Annotated in this window: 13 protein-coding genes; 7 read left to right on the top strand and 6 right to left on the bottom strand. The window is 64.3% G+C overall.

Annotation, left to right across the window (positions count from 1 at the left end):
• Nucleotides 1-133 precede the first annotated feature (133 nt).
• Entirely contained in the window at nucleotides 134-493 is a 360-nt protein-coding gene (locus C2L65_RS03880) for a COG4315 family predicted lipoprotein (protein ID WP_042314498.1), read from the top strand.
• A 60-nt stretch (nucleotides 494-553) separates the two neighbouring features.
• Here the strand turns inward: C2L65_RS03880 and C2L65_RS03875 are convergent, their stop codons facing one another.
• Together C2L65_RS03875 and C2L65_RS03870 are read right to left on the bottom strand one after the other, a co-directional pair.
• On the bottom strand, nucleotides 554-820 hold the full coding sequence (locus C2L65_RS03875) for a hypothetical protein (RefSeq protein WP_042314497.1): 267 nt from the start codon (nucleotides 818-820) through the stop codon (nucleotides 554-556).
• Nucleotides 821-977: 157 nt separating this feature from the next.
• Nucleotides 978-2,057, bottom strand: a complete 1,080-nt coding sequence (locus C2L65_RS03870; RefSeq protein WP_007745725.1) for a substrate-binding domain-containing protein — start codon at nucleotides 2,055-2,057, stop codon at nucleotides 978-980.
• A 194-nt stretch (nucleotides 2,058-2,251) separates the two neighbouring features.
• Here C2L65_RS03870 and C2L65_RS03865 point away from each other — a divergent pair, with 194 nt between their 5' ends.
• Genes C2L65_RS03865 through C2L65_RS03850 form a run of 4 tightly spaced genes read left to right on the top strand, consistent with a single transcriptional unit; the run spans nucleotide 2,252 to nucleotide 7,481 of the window.
• A complete protein-coding gene (locus C2L65_RS03865; protein ID WP_407671760.1) occupies nucleotides 2,252-2,707 on the top strand; it encodes an NAD(P)H-dependent oxidoreductase subunit E in 456 nt (151 codons plus the stop codon).
• Nucleotides 2,704-4,263 carry a formate dehydrogenase beta subunit gene (locus C2L65_RS03860; RefSeq protein ID WP_042314496.1) on the top strand — a complete coding sequence of 520 codons (1,560 nt, stop codon included), beginning with the start codon at nucleotides 2,704-2,706 and terminating at the stop codon, nucleotides 4,261-4,263. The genes C2L65_RS03865 and C2L65_RS03860 overlap by 4 nt, the downstream gene beginning before the upstream one ends.
• Nucleotides 4,264-4,277: 14 nt before the next feature.
• A complete protein-coding gene (fdhF, locus tag C2L65_RS03855) occupies nucleotides 4,278-7,217 on the top strand; it encodes a formate dehydrogenase subunit alpha (RefSeq protein WP_042314495.1) in 2,940 nt (979 codons plus the stop codon).
• A 9-nt stretch (nucleotides 7,218-7,226) separates the two neighbouring features.
• Nucleotides 7,227-7,481, top strand: coding sequence for a formate dehydrogenase subunit delta (locus C2L65_RS03850; RefSeq protein WP_042314494.1), 255 nt, complete (start codon nucleotides 7,227-7,229; stop codon nucleotides 7,479-7,481).
• Between the two features lie 824 nt (nucleotides 7,482-8,305).
• Here C2L65_RS03850 and C2L65_RS03845 read toward each other — a convergent pair.
• The 3 genes from C2L65_RS03845 to C2L65_RS03835 form a co-directional block, all read right to left on the bottom strand.
• Nucleotides 8,306-10,033 (bottom strand): FAD-dependent monooxygenase, encoded by a 1,728-nt coding sequence (locus C2L65_RS03845; RefSeq protein WP_042316330.1) that lies wholly within the window; start codon nucleotides 10,031-10,033, stop codon nucleotides 8,306-8,308.
• 111 nt (nucleotides 10,034-10,144) lie between these two features.
• Complete coding sequence (locus C2L65_RS03840) at nucleotides 10,145-11,221, bottom strand: cation diffusion facilitator family transporter (RefSeq protein ID WP_042316333.1); 1,077 nt, start codon at nucleotides 11,219-11,221, stop codon at nucleotides 10,145-10,147.
• Nucleotides 11,218-11,562, bottom strand: coding sequence for an ArsR/SmtB family transcription factor (locus C2L65_RS03835; RefSeq protein WP_042316335.1), 345 nt, complete (start codon nucleotides 11,560-11,562; stop codon nucleotides 11,218-11,220). Before C2L65_RS03835 ends, C2L65_RS03840 begins: the two co-directional genes overlap by 4 nt.
• Before the next feature lie 148 nt (nucleotides 11,563-11,710).
• Here C2L65_RS03835 and C2L65_RS03830 point away from each other — a divergent pair, with 148 nt between their 5' ends.
• Complete coding sequence (locus C2L65_RS03830) at nucleotides 11,711-13,558, top strand: tetratricopeptide repeat protein (protein ID WP_042316337.1); 1,848 nt, start codon at nucleotides 11,711-11,713, stop codon at nucleotides 13,556-13,558.
• A gap of 110 nt (nucleotides 13,559-13,668) precedes the next feature.
• Here the strand turns inward: C2L65_RS03830 and tcuC are convergent, their stop codons facing one another.
• On the bottom strand, nucleotides 13,669-14,970 hold the full coding sequence (tcuC, locus tag C2L65_RS03825) for an MFS transporter (protein WP_042316339.1): 1,302 nt from the start codon (nucleotides 14,968-14,970) through the stop codon (nucleotides 13,669-13,671).
• Between the two features lie 424 nt (nucleotides 14,971-15,394).
• On the opposite strand from tcuC, the gene C2L65_RS03820 reads away from it, so the two are divergent.
• Nucleotides 15,395-15,952 (top strand): GNAT family N-acetyltransferase, encoded by a 558-nt coding sequence (locus tag C2L65_RS03820; RefSeq protein ID WP_042316342.1) that lies wholly within the window; start codon nucleotides 15,395-15,397, stop codon nucleotides 15,950-15,952.
• The last annotated feature ends 64 nt before the right edge of the window (nucleotides 15,953-16,016 follow it).

Genomic DNA, 16,016 nt, shown 5'->3' with positions numbered 1-16,016 from the left:
ACGAACAACAGATGGAATAACAAGGCGCGCCAGCCGTTTATTCGATGCGCGCACATTCAAAGCATTTAAGGCGCGCACCCACTGAACGATTGCATACACTCCATACACAACACGTCAGAACAGGAGCCGCATCATGCGCAAGACTCTCCTTCTCATCGCCGCGCTCGCCGTGCAACAGGCCGCCTTCGCCGCACCGCCGAAAACCATGGACGGACGTTTCGTCGACGCACAGGGACGCACGCTCTACACATTCGACAAGGACACGACACCGGGCAAGAGCGCATGCTCGGGCGGTTGCGCGGCGGCATGGCCCGCCGCCGCCGCCGAAGCCAGCGACAAGCCCTCAGGCGACTGGACCGTGATCGACGGTGCGGACGGTCAGAAGCAGTGGGCGTACAAAGGCAAGCCGCTCTACCGCTTCGCGAAGGACGAGAAGCCCGGCGACATGAAGGGGGACGGCTTCAAGGACGTGTGGCACACAGCGAAGCCGTAATCCAGCCAGCCGTTTCAATGACGCACGCGACGCCGCAAGGCGCCGCGTGCGTTGTGTCATTTACTGATCGTCAGGGCACTTGAGGTTGCAGCCGTTCGGATCGCCGTTGTCGCCGCGCTTGCGCAGCTTCGTAGGCTTGTCGCTCTGATATTTCTTCGACGGTGCCGATGCGCCGAACGGCATCTGCGGATGCTCGTTCAGCTTGAACTCTTCGGTCAGGATACCGCCCGGCACGCCCGGCGAATTCTGCGCAAAAGCAACGGACATCGTGGCAAACAACGCGCCGGCCGTGAGGGCGGCAGCGCAAGCGGGAACGAAATATTTCATATCGAATCGATGCGGCAGACGACGCCGCGCAATTAAGGCAGGATCACGAAAGCGTAGAGATTATCGCAAAGCGCCGTGCAGCGCAGCGTCGGCAGGCGTATTCGTTGTTACAGGCGCTTACCCTGCACCCTTCGACGGCCCGCGCCGGCCCTTCGTCTCAAGCCCCGCTCTCCTCCAGACCCGCCTCCAGTTCGAGCAATTTCCCGCAATCGCCGGGATCGTAGCCTTCCAGATGCGCAACGCTCTGCCGGAACGCATTGCCGCGCATCACCGACATCACCGTTGTCAGCGGCTCGCGCTCCAAGCGCGCGCGATCGCATGCGAAGTAATAGTCCTCGTCGACAACCGGGATGAAGTCGAGCCCGAAGTGATGCGCCGCCGGTTCGACGCCGAAGCCGACGTCCGCCATCCCGCTCGCGACGAAAGCCGCGATCGCCGAATGGGTGAGTTCAGTCGACGCATAGCCGTTGACGCGATCCGGATCGACACCGACGCGCCGCAACGCAAGATCGATCAACATCCGCGTGCCGGAACCATGCTGGCGGTTGACGAACCGGATGTCGTCGCGTGCGAGGTCGGTCAAACCGCCTATCCCCTTCGGATTGCCCTTCGCGAGAAAGAGCCCCTGCTTGCGCCGTGTCAGATGCACGAGCACATGTCGCTGCGGATCGAGCCACTGGCGATACTTATCCGCGCACACCGCGCGAAACTCGCCGCGCGGCAGATGGAAGCCCGCCAGATCGCACTCGCCTCGCGCGAGCGCCGTGATCGCTTCGGCGCTGTCGCGGTATTTGATGTCGAGGGGGACTTCGTCGGCAACGAGCGCCGTCACGAGCGCCGCCACCGCATAGCCATGCGATGCATGAATGCGCACGTCTTCGGCGGGCGGCGCTAGCCAGCGGTTCAGATCGGCGGCGACTTCGCTCGCCAGCGCCTGCATGTTGCCATCCAGCCGCTCGCCGCAAAGTCGTTGCGCGCGCAACACCGCCCGCCCGAGTTCCGAGAGTGCCGAGCCGCGGCCACGCTCTTTCTCGATTAGCGCGCCGCCCAGCTGAGTCTCGATGGCGCGCAGCAAACCCCACGCATGACGGTAGGACAAACCCTTAAGCGCAGCAGCCTGCGCGATGCTGCCTGTCTGGTTCACAAGGGACAGTAGCGGCATAGCGTCAGTCAGGCTGGACGTTTGGCCGTTGCTGTCCCGCACAATGAGCTGCGCCTGGCATTCGATTCGAATCATATATGTTCTAGCAGTTCCTATTGCGAAAGCCGATCCACCCGCCTATCGTTCGCATTGATATATCAAACAAGCAAAGCATAGATGCGCGGGTTATGAATAACAAGTGCATATATCGACTTTGGAGGAGCCCCACTGTGGATCGACCGAACGCCATTGCGCCAGACGAACTCGTGCAACGTCACGCACGACCCGGCATGTCGCTGGTTGCGCTACTGCACGCCATTCAGGACGACGTCGGCTTCGTGCCGCCCGACACCGTCGCGCCGCTCGCGCGGACGATGAACCTGTCACGGGCGGAAGTCCATGGCGTCATCACTTACTACCACCACTTCCGCCAGTCGCCTGCCGCGCCCGTCACGGTGCAGCTGTGCCGCGCGGAAGCATGCCGCAGCATGGGTACGGAAGCGCTCGCGCAGCATATCGAGGCGCGTACGGGTTGCCGCTTCGACGCGCACAAGCACGACGCACACAACCACGACCATGACCACGCCTGCGACGGCGCCGTCGGTCTCGAATCGGTGTATTGCCTCGGTCAATGCGCGCTGTCGCCCGCGATGATGATCAACGGCGAGCTGCACGCCAAAGTAACGCCGCAGAAGTTCGACGCACTGCTCGCAGCGGCAATGAAACGTGTGGAGGAAACGGTATGACGCGCATCTACGTTCCCCGCGATTCATCGGCGCTGGCGCTCGGCGCGGACGCGCTCGCCACGGCAATCGTCGATGAAGCGAAAGCGCGCGGCATCGATATCGAACTCGTGCGCAATGGCTCGCGCGGTCTGCTGTATCTGGAACCGCTCGTCGAAGTGCAGACATCCGAAGGCCGCATCGGCTACGCGAACGTCGAAGCGGAAGACGTGACATCGCTGTTCGACGCGGGCTTTATCGAAGGCAAGGCGACGCACGCGAAGCACGTCGGCGTCGTCGACGAGATTCCGTATCTGAAGAAGCAGCAGCGCCTGACGTTCGCGCGCATCGGCATCACCGACCCGCTTTCGACCGACGACTACGTCGCCAATGGCGGCATCGTCGGCCTGTATAACGCGCTCGCGATGTCCGGCGACGCGGCCGTCGACGCGCTGATCGAATCCGGCCTGCGCGGCCGCGGCGGCGCGGCGTTCCCGGCCGGTATCAAGTGGCGCACGGTGCGTGCCGCGAAGGCCAATCAGAAGTACATCGTCTGCAACGCGGACGAAGGCGATTCGGGCACGTTCTCCGACCGCCTGGTGATGGAAAGCGATCCGTTCGTGCTGATCGAAGGGATGATCATCGCGGGCATCGTGGCGGGTGCGACGGTTGGCCATATCTACGTGCGCAGCGAGTATCCGCATTCGATCGCCACACTCGAAGCCGCTATCGTGAAGGCGCGCGCAGCCGGCTGGCTCGGCGACAGCGTGCTCGGCTCGGAACACCGCTTCGAGTTGTTCGTCGCGAAGGGCGCGGGCGCGTATGTATGCGGCGAGGAAACGGCGCTGCTCGAATCGCTCGAAGGCAAGCGCGGCATCGTGCGCGCGAAGCCGCCGCTGCCTGCGCTCGAAGGCCTGTTCGGCAAGCCGACCGTGATCAACAACGTGATCACGCTCGCCACCGTGCCGATCATCTTCGCGAAGGGCGCGGCGTTCTATAAGGACTTCGGCATGGGCCGCTCGCGCGGCACGCTGCCGTTCCAGGTCGCAGGCAACGTGAAGCGCGGCGGTCTCGTCGAACTCGCGTTCGGCTGCACGCTGCGCGAACTCATGTTCGACTACGGCGGCGGCACGGCAAGCGGCCGTCCGGCGCGCGCGGTGCAGGTGGGCGGCCCGCTCGGCACGTATCTGCCCGAGAGCCAGTGGGACATCCCGCTCGACTATGAGGAATACGCGAAGGTCGGCGCCGTCGTCGGTCACGGCGGTCTGGTGATTCACGACGATACGTCGAATCTCGCCGATCTCGCACAATACGCGATGCACTTCTGCGCACTCGAATCGTGCGGCAAATGCACGCCGTGCCGGATCGGCTCGACGCGCGGCGTCGAAGTGATCCAGCGAATTCGCAACGGCGACACGTCGACGAAGCAGGTGCAATTGCTGCGCGATCTGTGCGACACGATGGTGTCGGGTTCGCTGTGTGCGATGGGCGGCATGACGCCGTTCCCTGTCGTCTCCGCCCTCGACCATTTCCCCGAAGACTTCGGTCTCGAAACCGCCATTCCGAAAGCGGCAGCCTGACCAAGGAGCCCAACATGTCCGATCCGATCACCTTCAAATCCGGCGGCTGCGGCTCCGGCAACTGCGCCTGCAAGGCGGGCGCGCTGCGCAACGAACGCGGCCCGATGGACGATACCGACTACGGCACGCCGCTGCGTCATTCCGACGTCGACGTGACGCTCGAAATCGACGGCCAGATGATCTCGGTGCCGGCGGGCACGTCGGTGATGCGCGCCGCCGCCGAGGCAGGCGTCAACATCCCGAAGCTGTGCGCAACCGATTCGCTCGAACCGTTCGGCTCGTGCCGTCTGTGTCTCGTCGAGATCGAAGGACGGCGCGGTTATCCGGCGTCCTGCACGACGCCCGTCGAAGCGGGCATGAAGGTCCGCACGCAAACGGACCGTCTGCAAGGACTGCGCCGCAACGTGATGGAGCTTTACATCTCCGATCACCCGCTCGACTGCCTCACCTGCCCCGCCAACGGCAATTGCGAACTGCAGGACATGGCGGGCGTCACGGGTCTGCGCGAAGTGCGCTACGGCTTCGACGGCGCGAATCACCTGAAGGACAAGAAAGACGAGTCGAACCCGTACTTCACGTACGACCCGTCGAAGTGCATCGTCTGTAACCGCTGCGTGCGCGCCTGTGAAGAGACGCAAGGCACATTCGCGCTGACCATCACCGGCCGCGGCTTCGAATCGCGCGTCGCCGCGAGCGAAAGCCAGCCGTTCATGGATTCGGAGTGCGTGTCGTGCGGCGCGTGTGTCGCAGCTTGCCCGACGGCGACGCTTTCGGAAAAGAGCATCGTGATGCTGGGCCAGGCGGAGCATTCCGTCGTGACGACCTGCGCCTACTGCGGCGTCGGTTGCTCGTTCAAGGCCGAGATGAAGGGCAACACCGTCGTGCGGATGGTGCCGCACAAGAACGGCCAGGCTAACGAAGGTCATGCGTGCGTGAAGGGCCGCTTCGCATGGGGCTACGCGACGCACAAGGACCGCATCAAGAAACCGATGATCCGCGCGAAGATCACCGATCCGTGGCGCGAAGTGAGCTGGGAAGAAGCGCTGAGCTACGCGGCGTCGGAGTTCCGCCGCATCCAGGAAAAGTACGGCCGCGATTCGATCGGCGGCATCACGTCGTCGCGCTGCACGAACGAAGAAACGTATCTGGTGCAGAAGCTGGTGCGCGCCGCGTTCGGCAACAACAACGTCGACACCTGCGCGCGCGTCTGCCACTCGCCGACGGGCTACGGCCTGAAGACGACGCTCGGCGAATCGGCGGGCACGCAGACCTTCGCTTCCGTCGATAAATCCGATGTGATCATCGTGATCGGCGCGAATCCGACCGACGGCCACCCGGTGTTCGGCTCGCGTCTGAAGCGGCGTGTACGTGAAGGCGCAAAACTGATCGTCGTCGATCCGCGCCGCATCGACATCGTCGATACGGCACACGTGAAGGCCACGCATCACCTGCAACTGCGTCCGGGCACCAACGTCGCGATGGTCACGTCGCTTGCGCACGTGCTCGTGTCGGAAGGCCTGCTCAACGAGGCGTTCATCGCCGAGCGCTGCGAGACGCGCGCGTTCCAGCACTGGCGCGATTTCGTCGCGCTGCCGGAGAACTCGCCGGAAATGATGGAAAGCGTGACGGGCGTGCCGGCGCAACAGGTGCGCGAAGCCGCGCGCCTCTACGCGACGGGCGGCAACGCGGCGATCTACTACGGCCTCGGCGTGACGGAACATGCGCAAGGCTCGACGACCGTGATGGGCATCGCGAACCTTGCGATGGCGACGGGCAACATCGGCCGCGAAGGCGTCGGCGTGAATCCGCTGCGCGGCCAGAACAACGTGCAGGGTTCGTGCGACATGGGCTCGTTCCCGCACGAACTGCCGGGCTATCGCCATATCAGCGATACGGTGACGCGCACGCTGTTCGAAGGCGAATGGGGCGTGACTCTGCAGCCGGAACCGGGCCTTCGCATTCCGAACATGTTCGACGCGGCACTGCACGGCAGCTTCATGGGCCTGTATTGCCAGGGAGAAGACATCGTCCAGTCCGATCCGAACACGCAGCATGTAGGCGCGGCGCTGTCGTCGATGGAATGTATCGTCGTGCAGGACATCTTCCTGAACGAAACTGCGAAGTACGCGCACGTGCTGCTGCCGGGTTCGACCTTCCTCGAAAAGGACGGCACGTTCACCAACGCCGAGCGCCGCATCTCGCGCGTGCGCAAGGTGATGCCGCCGCTGGCCGGTTACTCGGACTGGGAAGTGACGATCCTGCTCGCCCGCGCGCTCGGCTACGAGATGAACTACACGCATCCGTCGCAGATCATGGACGAGATCGCGCGCCTCACGCCGACTTTCCACGGCGTGTCGTATGCGAAGCTCGACAAGCTGGGCAGCATCCAGTGGCCGTGCAACGAGAACGCGCCGGAAGGCACGCCGACGATGCACATCGACGAGTTCGTGCGCGGCAAGGGCAAGTTCGTGATCACGAAGTACGTCGCGACGCCGGAAAAGGTCAACCAGAAGTTCCCGCTGATCCTGACGACGGGCCGCATTCTGTCGCAGTACAACGTCGGTGCGCAGACGCGCCGCACGGAGAACTCGCTCTGGCACGACGAGGACCGTCTGGAGATTCATCCGCACGACGCCGAAGACCGTGGCATCAAGGATGACGACTGGGTCGGCATCGAGTCGCGCGCGGGCTACACCGTGCTGCGCGCGAAGGTAGCGGACCGGATGCAGCCGGGCGTCGTCTACACGACGTTCCACTTCCCCGAATCCGGCGCCAACGTGATTACGACGGACAGTTCGGACTGGGCGACCAACTGCCCCGAGTACAAGGTGACGGCCGTGCAGGTGATGCCTGTCGAGCAGCCGTCACAATGGCAGAAGGATTACTCGCGCTTCAACAACGAGCAGCTCGAGCATCTCAGCAAGCGTGAGATGGCCACCACGTCAGGCAAATGAGGCAACGCAATGGACGCACATAACCTGGTCGACATGGCGAACCGCATCGGCGATTTCTTCGAGTCGATGCCGGACCGCGATGAGGCGATCGACAATATTGCCGATCATATCCGGCGGTTTTGGGAGCCGCGTATGCGGCGCTCGATTCTGGCTACGCTGCATGCGAATCCTGAGGGCGTCGAGCTGGAACTGCACGAGATGGTGCGTGAGGCGCTGGTCAGGCATCGCCAGGATTTGACGCCGAAGGAGGCTGCGCCGGCTTAAGGCGCTTTGTTTGCCGGGCTTCGGCCGGCGTTCACGCAATAGCAACAGCACTTGGGCGTTCGTATCGGAAGCGATGCGGACGCTTTTTTTTGGTTGTCGGAGACGTGGGGTGGTTTGCTTGTTTTTGCGCTGGCATCCGCGTGTTGCTCTTTCGCTGGCATCCGCGATTTGTTAGCGTGCTTCACGCGTCGCCCCTGTGCGGGGCGGCACCTACTTTTCTTTGCCGCCGCAAAGAAAAGTAGGCAAAAGAAAGCGGCTAACACCGCCAGTTCTTGTGTTTGCCTGAGGGCCCCCAAAGGGTCTTACGCTTCACGCGGCAGCCTTTCTGTCTGGGTGCTTTGCCAACGCTCCGAATGAACGCCTCACCCGCTTCGAATACCCATACTCGTGCAAGCGCCAGCGGATGGTATATGCCGTCCAGGTGGCAAACTGTGTGTAGGTTGTCGCGTCGTATAAGTTAGCGCTCTTACAGGGTGGAACGCATGGGCAATCGGTCTGGAGTGAGGCGTGTGGAGCACCAGTGACCGACACACAGTTTGCCACCTGGGCGGCCGTGGACTATCTGGCGCGGCATGCTGGATTGCGGTTGGTGAAGCGGGTTAGGCGTACCGCAAGAGCGCTGGCAACGAGCATGAATGACGTGATTGCCGTGTGAAGCGTAAGAACCTTTGGGGGCCCTCAGGCAAACACTAGAACTGGCGGTGTGAGCCGCTTTCTTTTGCCTACTTTTCTTTGCGGCGGCAAAGAAAAGTAGGTGCCGCCCCGCACAGGGGCGACGCCTGAAGCACGCTAACGAATCGCGGATGCCAGCGCAAACTCCAGCGTCACGACGACGCCGACTCGCTCGGCACACCTTTCGCGAACCACGCTTCGCAATGCCTTAGCAGCCCATTCAAATCGGAGCCCGGCCGCCCGCGCGCGCACACATAACCATCAGGCCGCACCAGATAGAACGAAGGCCGCGTGCGCCCAAACGATTCACTGAGCGACGGCCCGCCGCCCTCGCCGTTCACATCCGACACGCGCCACACGCGCACTGCCCCCGGCAGCAGATCTTCAACGGCGGCCGCGAAGCGGTCCAGATCAGCAGCACGCACGGGCTTGCGATGCAACGACAGTATCTTGCCATTGCCCATTCCCGGCTCCTCCGGCGGATCGACGAGCAGAAACAGCGAGAAAAACGCCGGATCATGCAGATCGAAAATGCAGCCAATACCGGGCGCCCGTCCCAACGGCCCATCGACGACATGCACGAGCGCATCGGGCGCGCGTTCGCCCGCGCGCGGCCCGCCGTCGAGTATGCGTTCGAGCGTCAGCGGCGAGCGCCGGTATTGAATCGACAGTTCGCTGACGGTCAGACGCGCGGCATCGCGCAACGGCCCCAACGCGGCAAGCACGGGCATCACGCGCTCGCGCAGCAGCTTGAGCGGCCCGTGGTCCGCTTCCGCCATGTGCGTGACGAAGCTCGTCTGCCGCAGCACGTCGCGTTCGATCGGATGGCGCTCGAGATGGTACGTATCGAGCAGCCGGTCGGGCGCGTCGCCCTTCAGCACACGCGCGATTTTCCAGCCGAGATTGAACGCTTCCTGGATGCCCGTATTCATCCCCTGCGCGCCCGCAGGACTGTGTACATGCGCCGCGTCGCCCGCAAGAAACACGCGCTGCGCGCGCAGTTGCTCGACCATCCGGCTATTCAGATGAAAGTAGCCGGACCACGACATGTCGCTCAGTTCGACGGGATGATGAATACGGCTCTTCGCGATCAGCCGGCATTCGTCGAGCGTGGGCGCGGGAATCGACTCAAGCGGCGCCGGGTCGCCGCCCGACGCTGCCTCGGCCGGCTCTCGCGCCGGCATCGCGGGATGATCGGCAATCAGCCGATGCCTGCCCTTGCCCATCGGAAAGAGCGCCGCCAGCCCCGCGCCCGACGCGAAGATATGAAACTCGTCGTCGGACCAACCGGTATCCGCTTCGACATCGGCGAGCAGGAAGGTCTGCTCGAAGGTCTTTCCCGCGAAGCTCATGCCGAGCCGGTGACGGATCGCGCTGTGCGCGCCGTCGGCGGCGATCATGTACGACGGGTGCAGCGTCTCGATACGGCCGTCCGCGCGTTGCAGCGTCGCGTTGATGCCCGCCGAGCCCTGCGCGAACATCGTCAGCTCGACGCCGCGTTCGACCTGCACGCCGAACGTCGCAAGATGCTCCGTCAGCAGGCGCTCGGTGACGGACTGATCGAGAAACAGCAGATACGGATAGCGCGTTTGCAGCGGATCGAAATCGAGCCGCGTCAGCCGATGCCCGTTCGAATACAGATTCGCGGTGCGCGCGCGATGACCGAGTTCGAGAAACCGTTCGACGAGGCGATGTTGCTCCAGCAGTTCGAGCGTGCGCGCCTGAATGCCGATCGCGCGCGAATGCGGATCTGCTTGCTGCGCCTTGTCGATGAGCCGCACGGGCACCTGGGCACGCGCAAGACTCATGGCTGCCGCCAGCCCCGTCGGCCCCGCGCCGACGATCAGCACGGGCGGTACGTCGAAGGAAGCACCCGTCATGCAGACCTCCGCAGTCGGACATGCTCGTTAGTGTACGCCGAGCGTTCCGCTCGCTGCCGTGTGCCCAACGACGCGGCGCATCAAACCCGCATCAGCCGTGCGACATATCGGTCAGTGCGCGTGCGGCGCGCGATCGAGCGAGCAGCGGTGCTGCGTCGTGCCCATGTCGACCTGCAGCGTCGCGTGATGCATGTCGAATTCCGCGCGCAGCGTGCCGACGATCCCGTCGATCACCATGTCGCCCGGATGGCCGTTCGGAATCACGAGATGCGCGGACAACGCGTTGCCCGTCGTCGACAGCGCCCACACGTGCAGGTCATGCACGTCGGTGACGCCGGGCTGCGCGGCGAGATACTCGCGAATTTTTTGCACGTCGACGCCGGGCGGCACGCCGTTGAGCGCGAGCTTGATGGAATCGCGCAGCAGGCCCCACGTGCCGTACACGATCACCGCGACCACGACGATGCTCATCACCGGGTCGAGCCACGTCCACCCGCTGAAAAGAATGGCGAGGCCGCTGACGGCAACGGCGGCCGACACGGCCGCGTCGGCAACCATATGCAGAAACGCGCCGCGAATGTTCAGGTCGTCTTCCTGGCCGCGCATGAAAAGCCATGCCGAGAAGCCGTTCACGACCATGCCGATGAGCGCGACGATAAACACGTCGAGCCCCGCGACGGGCGCCGGATGAAACAGCCTGCCGACCGCTTCCGCGACGATCACGCCGCACGCGAACAGCAGCAGGCCCGCATTGAGCAGGCTCGCGAGAATCGACGAGCCGCCGAGACCGAACGTGTAGCGCGCGGACGGCCGGCGCGTCGCGAGCCAGGTCGCGCCCCAGGCGAGCAGCAGGCCGAGTACGTCGGAGAGATTGTGTCCGGCGTCGGCGAGCAGCGCGGTCGAATTGGCGAGCACGCCGTAGATCGCCTGCACGACGACGATCGTGATGTTCAGCGCGACGGCGAGCGCGAACGCGCGTCCGTGGCCTGACGCGGGCGCGTGATGGTGGTGATGGTGGCCATGCCCATGATGATCGTGCGACGCCTTGCGGCCCGTCTCGGTCGCGTGGTCATCATCATGCGGGTGATCGTGCGCCGCGTGATCGCACGCGTCCGTGTGGACATGCGCGTCGGACTTCGGCTGATGCTGCGCCGTCGTGCCGTTGGTCTGATGAGCGGTGTATTTCATGCGTGATCCTGCGTGAGGTCGGCGGCGGATTCGCTGACGGGTTCGGCGACGTGCTCGAGCATGTCGGTCAGCATGCCGCTGATGTGGCCGTCGGCGGCGACATAGAAAACCTGCTTGCCCTGCCGCTCCGCGCGAACGATGCGCGCCGCCCGCAACAGCCGCAGATGATGGCTGACGAGCGAAGGCGACAGATTCAGCGATTCGGCGATCGCGCCCACCGCACGCCGCTCGTCAACGCAAGCGAGCACGATGCGCAGGCGCGTCGGGTCGCCCAGCAGGCGGAACAGATCGGCGATCTGCACGACACGGTCGTCGGTATTCAGAGAGAGCGCGGTAGACATGGAGGGCACCCGTATCGACACAGCGTCGATACATACATTTGAACAGGTGTTCATATGTTATTGAGCAACACTGTCCGCGTCAAGTCGGGGGGCATGCGCCGAGTATGGGAAAATGCGCGTTTTCCTGCCTCACACCCTCGCCTGCGTCATGCATCCAGTATTCGACCGCGCCTACAGCGCGCATCGCGACGGACGGCTCGACGACGCCGAGCGCGACTATCGCGCCACGCTTGAACTCGATCCCGTCCACGTCGATGCGCTGCATCTGCTTGGCGTGCTGCGCCATCAGCAAGGCCAGCACGAAGAAGCGGCTGACCTCGTGCGCCGCGCCGCGGATTTGCGCCCGCAGGACGCCGCGCTGCAACTGAACCTCGGCAACGCGCTGAAGGCGCTCGGCCGGCTCGACCAGGCAATCGAACGCTTTCGTAATGCGCTGACCCTCGCGCCGACGTTTCCGATGGCGCATTACAACCTCGGCAATGCGTACGCGCTCGCCGGGCGCCACGAAGACGCCGTCGACGCGTTCGAGAAGTCGCTGCGCCTGCAGCCGATGGACGCGTCGTCGCACGTCAATCTCGGCAATGCGCTGCACGCGCTAGGCCGGCATCGCGAAGCCGTCGATTCGTTCCGGCGCGCGCTCGAACTGCGGCCCGGCCATGCGGGCGCGCACAACAACATCGGCATGGCGCTCAATGCGCTCGGCTCGGCCAAGGAGGCCATCGCGCATTTTCGCGCGGCGTTCAAGATCGAACCGCGCTTCGTCGCCGCGCGCTTCAACCTGGGCAATACGCTCGACGCGACGGGGCAGCATCATGAGGCCGTCGCCGAGTTCGAAGCCGTCCTCGCGCTGCAGACGAACCTGCCACCGGCGCTGTTCGGCCTTGGCAACGCGCTCGCCTCGCTCGGCCGTCACGAAGAAGCCCGGCCGCGCTTCGAGCGCGCCGTGGGTCTCGACCCGAACTTCGCGCTCGCCTGGCTGAGTCTCGGCGCCGCGCATCACGCGCTCGGCGCGTACGACGCCGCCCTGCGCGCTTTCGAGCAGGCGCTGCGGCTGCGGCCCGATCAAGCCATCGCGCACATGAACCGCGGCGTGACGCTGCTCACGCTCGGCGATTTCAAGCGCGGCCTGCCCGAATACGAATGGCGGCTGGAAAACGCGGCGGTTCCGCCGGACGCGGCGCCGCTGCCGCGCTGGAACGGCGAGCCGATTGCCGGGCGCACGCTGCTCGTGCATGCCGAACAGGGTTTCGGCGACACGCTGCAATTCGTGCGCTTCGTCGAGGTGGTGGCGCAGCGCGCCGCGCGTGTCGTGCTCGAAGTGCAGCCGCAGCTGCTGTCGCTGCTCGAGCCGACGGCGCACCAATGGCGTGTCACGTTGATTGCGCAAGGCGCCCCGCGACCCCGCGCCGACCTGCAATGCCCGCTGTTGAGCCTGCCGCTCGCGCTCGGCACCGAGCTGGACAAGATTCCGGCGCGTACGCCGTATCTGAATGCGCCTGCCGCGTCGCGGCGCGCCTGGCGAGGCTCGCTCGGCGGACAGGCGAAGCGCAAGATCGGCCTTGCATGGTCGGGACGCGCGCAGCGTCAGGAAAACCGCTCGCTGCCGCTGGCCGCGCTCGAACCGCTGTTCGCGCTCGACGGTATCGACTGGATCGTGCTGCAGCCCGCGCTCAGCGACGACGAACGCGCCGCGCTCGACGCACATCCACACCCGAAGAACATTCATCGCTTCGATGAGCGCATCCGCGACTTCGCCGATACGGCGGCGATCATCGAACGGCTCGACGGCGTGGTGTCGGTCGACACGGCCATCGCGCACCTGGCGGGCGCGCTCGACAAGCCGCTCTGGCTGATGCTGCCGTTCGCCGCCGACTGGCGCTGGTTCACGCGCGATACGCGCAGCCCGTGGTATCCGTCCGCGCGGCTTGTGCGGCAGCCGCGTCCTGGCGCGTGGGGCGAGGTCGTCGACGAGGTGGCGGCGGCGCTACGCAGTTGAGCGCTGCTTTGCCGAAGCCTTCGATCAAATAAAAAACCCCCGCACGCATGCGGGGGTTTTGCTTTGCAGCTTCAGAACCAGGCGGGACTCACGCCCCGCGCAACGAACGCTTACGCCGTCCGATACTGGTTGCGCGCTTCCGGCGTGCGATACAGCACGAGCGTCGCGATCAGGCCGCAGACGGCCGCTACGCTCATCCACAGGCCGGGCGCCGCCTTGTTGCCCGTCGAGTGGATCAGATACGTCGCGATGGCGGGCGTAAAGCCGCCGATCGTCGTAGCCAGGCTGTACGCCAGCGAGAAGCCGGCCGTGCGCACGTCGACCGGCATCACTTCCGTCAGCGCGACGACCATGCCGCCGTTGTAGCAGCCGTACAGGAACGACAGCCACAGCTCTACCATCAAAAGACGCGCGAACGACGGATCGGCGACGAGCCATTGCACAGCCGGATACGACGTCAGGATCGTGAGGATCGTGAACGTCAGCAGCACGGGACGGCGGCCGATGCGGTCCGAGATCGCGCCCGACACGGGCAGCCAGACCAGGTTCGATACGCCGATGCAGACGGTGACGATCAGCGTGTCGATCGACGAAAGTTTCAGCACTTCCTTGCCGAAGGTCGGCGTGTACGCGGTGATCATGTAGAACGACACCGTCGTCATGATGACCATGCCCATGCCGCCCAGCACGACACCCCAGTTCTGCAGCATCGACGAGAAAATCTCGCTGACGGAGGGACGGTGCTTCTTCGCGAGGAACTCGTCCGTCTCCTTCAGCGAGCGGCGAATGATGAACAGGAACGGCACGATCAGACAGCCGATCAGGAACGGCACGCGCCAGCCCCATGCCGTCATCTGGTCGGCGGGCAGCATGCGGTTCAGGATCACGCCGATCAGCGCGGCGAACACGACGGCCACCTGCTGGCTGCCTGATTGCCACGAGCAATAGAAGCCCTTGTTGCCCTTGGTCGCGATCTCCGACAGATACACCGACACGCCGCCCAGTTCCACGCCCGCCGAGAAGCCTTGCAGCAGGCGCCCGATCAGCACGAGCACGGGCGCGAGCACGCCGATCGTCGCGTAGCCCGGGATCGACGCGACGGTGAGCGTGCCGAGCGCCATCAGCGCGAGCGTCAAGATGAGGCCCTTGCGGCGGCCGTGATGGTCGATGTACGCGCCGAGCACGATCGCGCCGAGCGGACGCATCAGGAAGCCCGCGCCAAACACCGACAGCGACAGCATCAGCGATGCGAATTCATTGCCGCTCGGAAAATACGTCTTCGCGATCGCAGCGGCGTAGTAGCCGTAGACCATGAAGTCGTACATTTCCAGGAAGTTGCCGCTGACGACGCGGAATACGGTACGGACCTTGGATTCGTCCGTCGCTACTTGAGCATGGGATGCAGTTGCCATGACTTTCTCGAAATGAGCCCGCTGCCTGCAGGAACAGACAGCGTTGGGCAGTTCAAACGGTCCGCCGGAACAGCGCGGATGCCCGGTCCGGCTCGGCCGGGTCGCGTCTGCGCCCGTCAGGACGCGGCGCTTTGCGTGGGCGCGGTATTCTCATGCGGCAAATGCTGTCGAGATATCAGGGTAAACGTGATATTTCGCTTACGACATGGGCCTGACGTGATAATAACGTTACTCTGAATGGCGTGCATTTAATACAATTTGCTTACAATCACGCACTTCCAAGAAAATTCTTCCGATACGGCTTTCGACCGGCAAGCCGCGCCAGGTGACGCCGGGCGACATGCGCCGTATCGTGACTCTCTGTGACTCTCTTGCCGCCTGCTGGTGGCCAATCCGCTCCTTTCTACCGCGCAATACCGCCGCAATGTCCGATTCCGCTTCGCTGCCCGCTCTTTCGTCCCTCACGCTACGCCCCGCGACCGAGGCCGACGCCGATCTCATCGCCGCCATCCATAGCGCGAGCTGGCAGGCGACCTATCGCGGGTTGCTGCCGGATGCATTTCTCGACGGCGAGGTCACACAGGAGCGAGCGTCGTACTGGCGCGCGCGGATGTCGGCGCCAGGCGCCGAACGGCGGACCGTGCTGGTCGCGGAGCGTGCGGGCGAGCCGATCGGCTTCGTATGCGTCGAGCGCCAGCCGGATTCGCCGTGGGGCGTGCTGCTCGACAATCTGCACGCGCTGCCCGCGCACCAGGGAATCGGCGCAGGCAAGCTGCTGATGCGCGCCGCGCAGGACTGGGCGCGCGAGCAAGGCGAGGCGCAGTTGTATCTGTATGTGCTGGAAGGCAATGCGTCCGCGATCGCGTTCTACGAACGGCAAGGCTGGCAGTTTTCGGGCGCCGAGCCTGATCATATGGGCGGAGTCGATATCACGGCATTGAGATATGTCTATCGGCTGAATTGCGAATCGACACATTATTAAGATAACTAAATATTTAAGAGTTCTCCGATCGTTGAATCGACAACCGTCTGCCACGATACCGCGA

Origin of the sequence: Paraburkholderia terrae (assembly GCF_002902925.1) — a bacterium.
Taxonomy (GTDB): Bacteria; Pseudomonadota; Gammaproteobacteria; order Burkholderiales; family Burkholderiaceae; genus Paraburkholderia; species Paraburkholderia terrae.
Note: the sequence above shows the minus strand (reverse complement) of the source record. Positions and strands in the feature narration are given on the sequence as shown.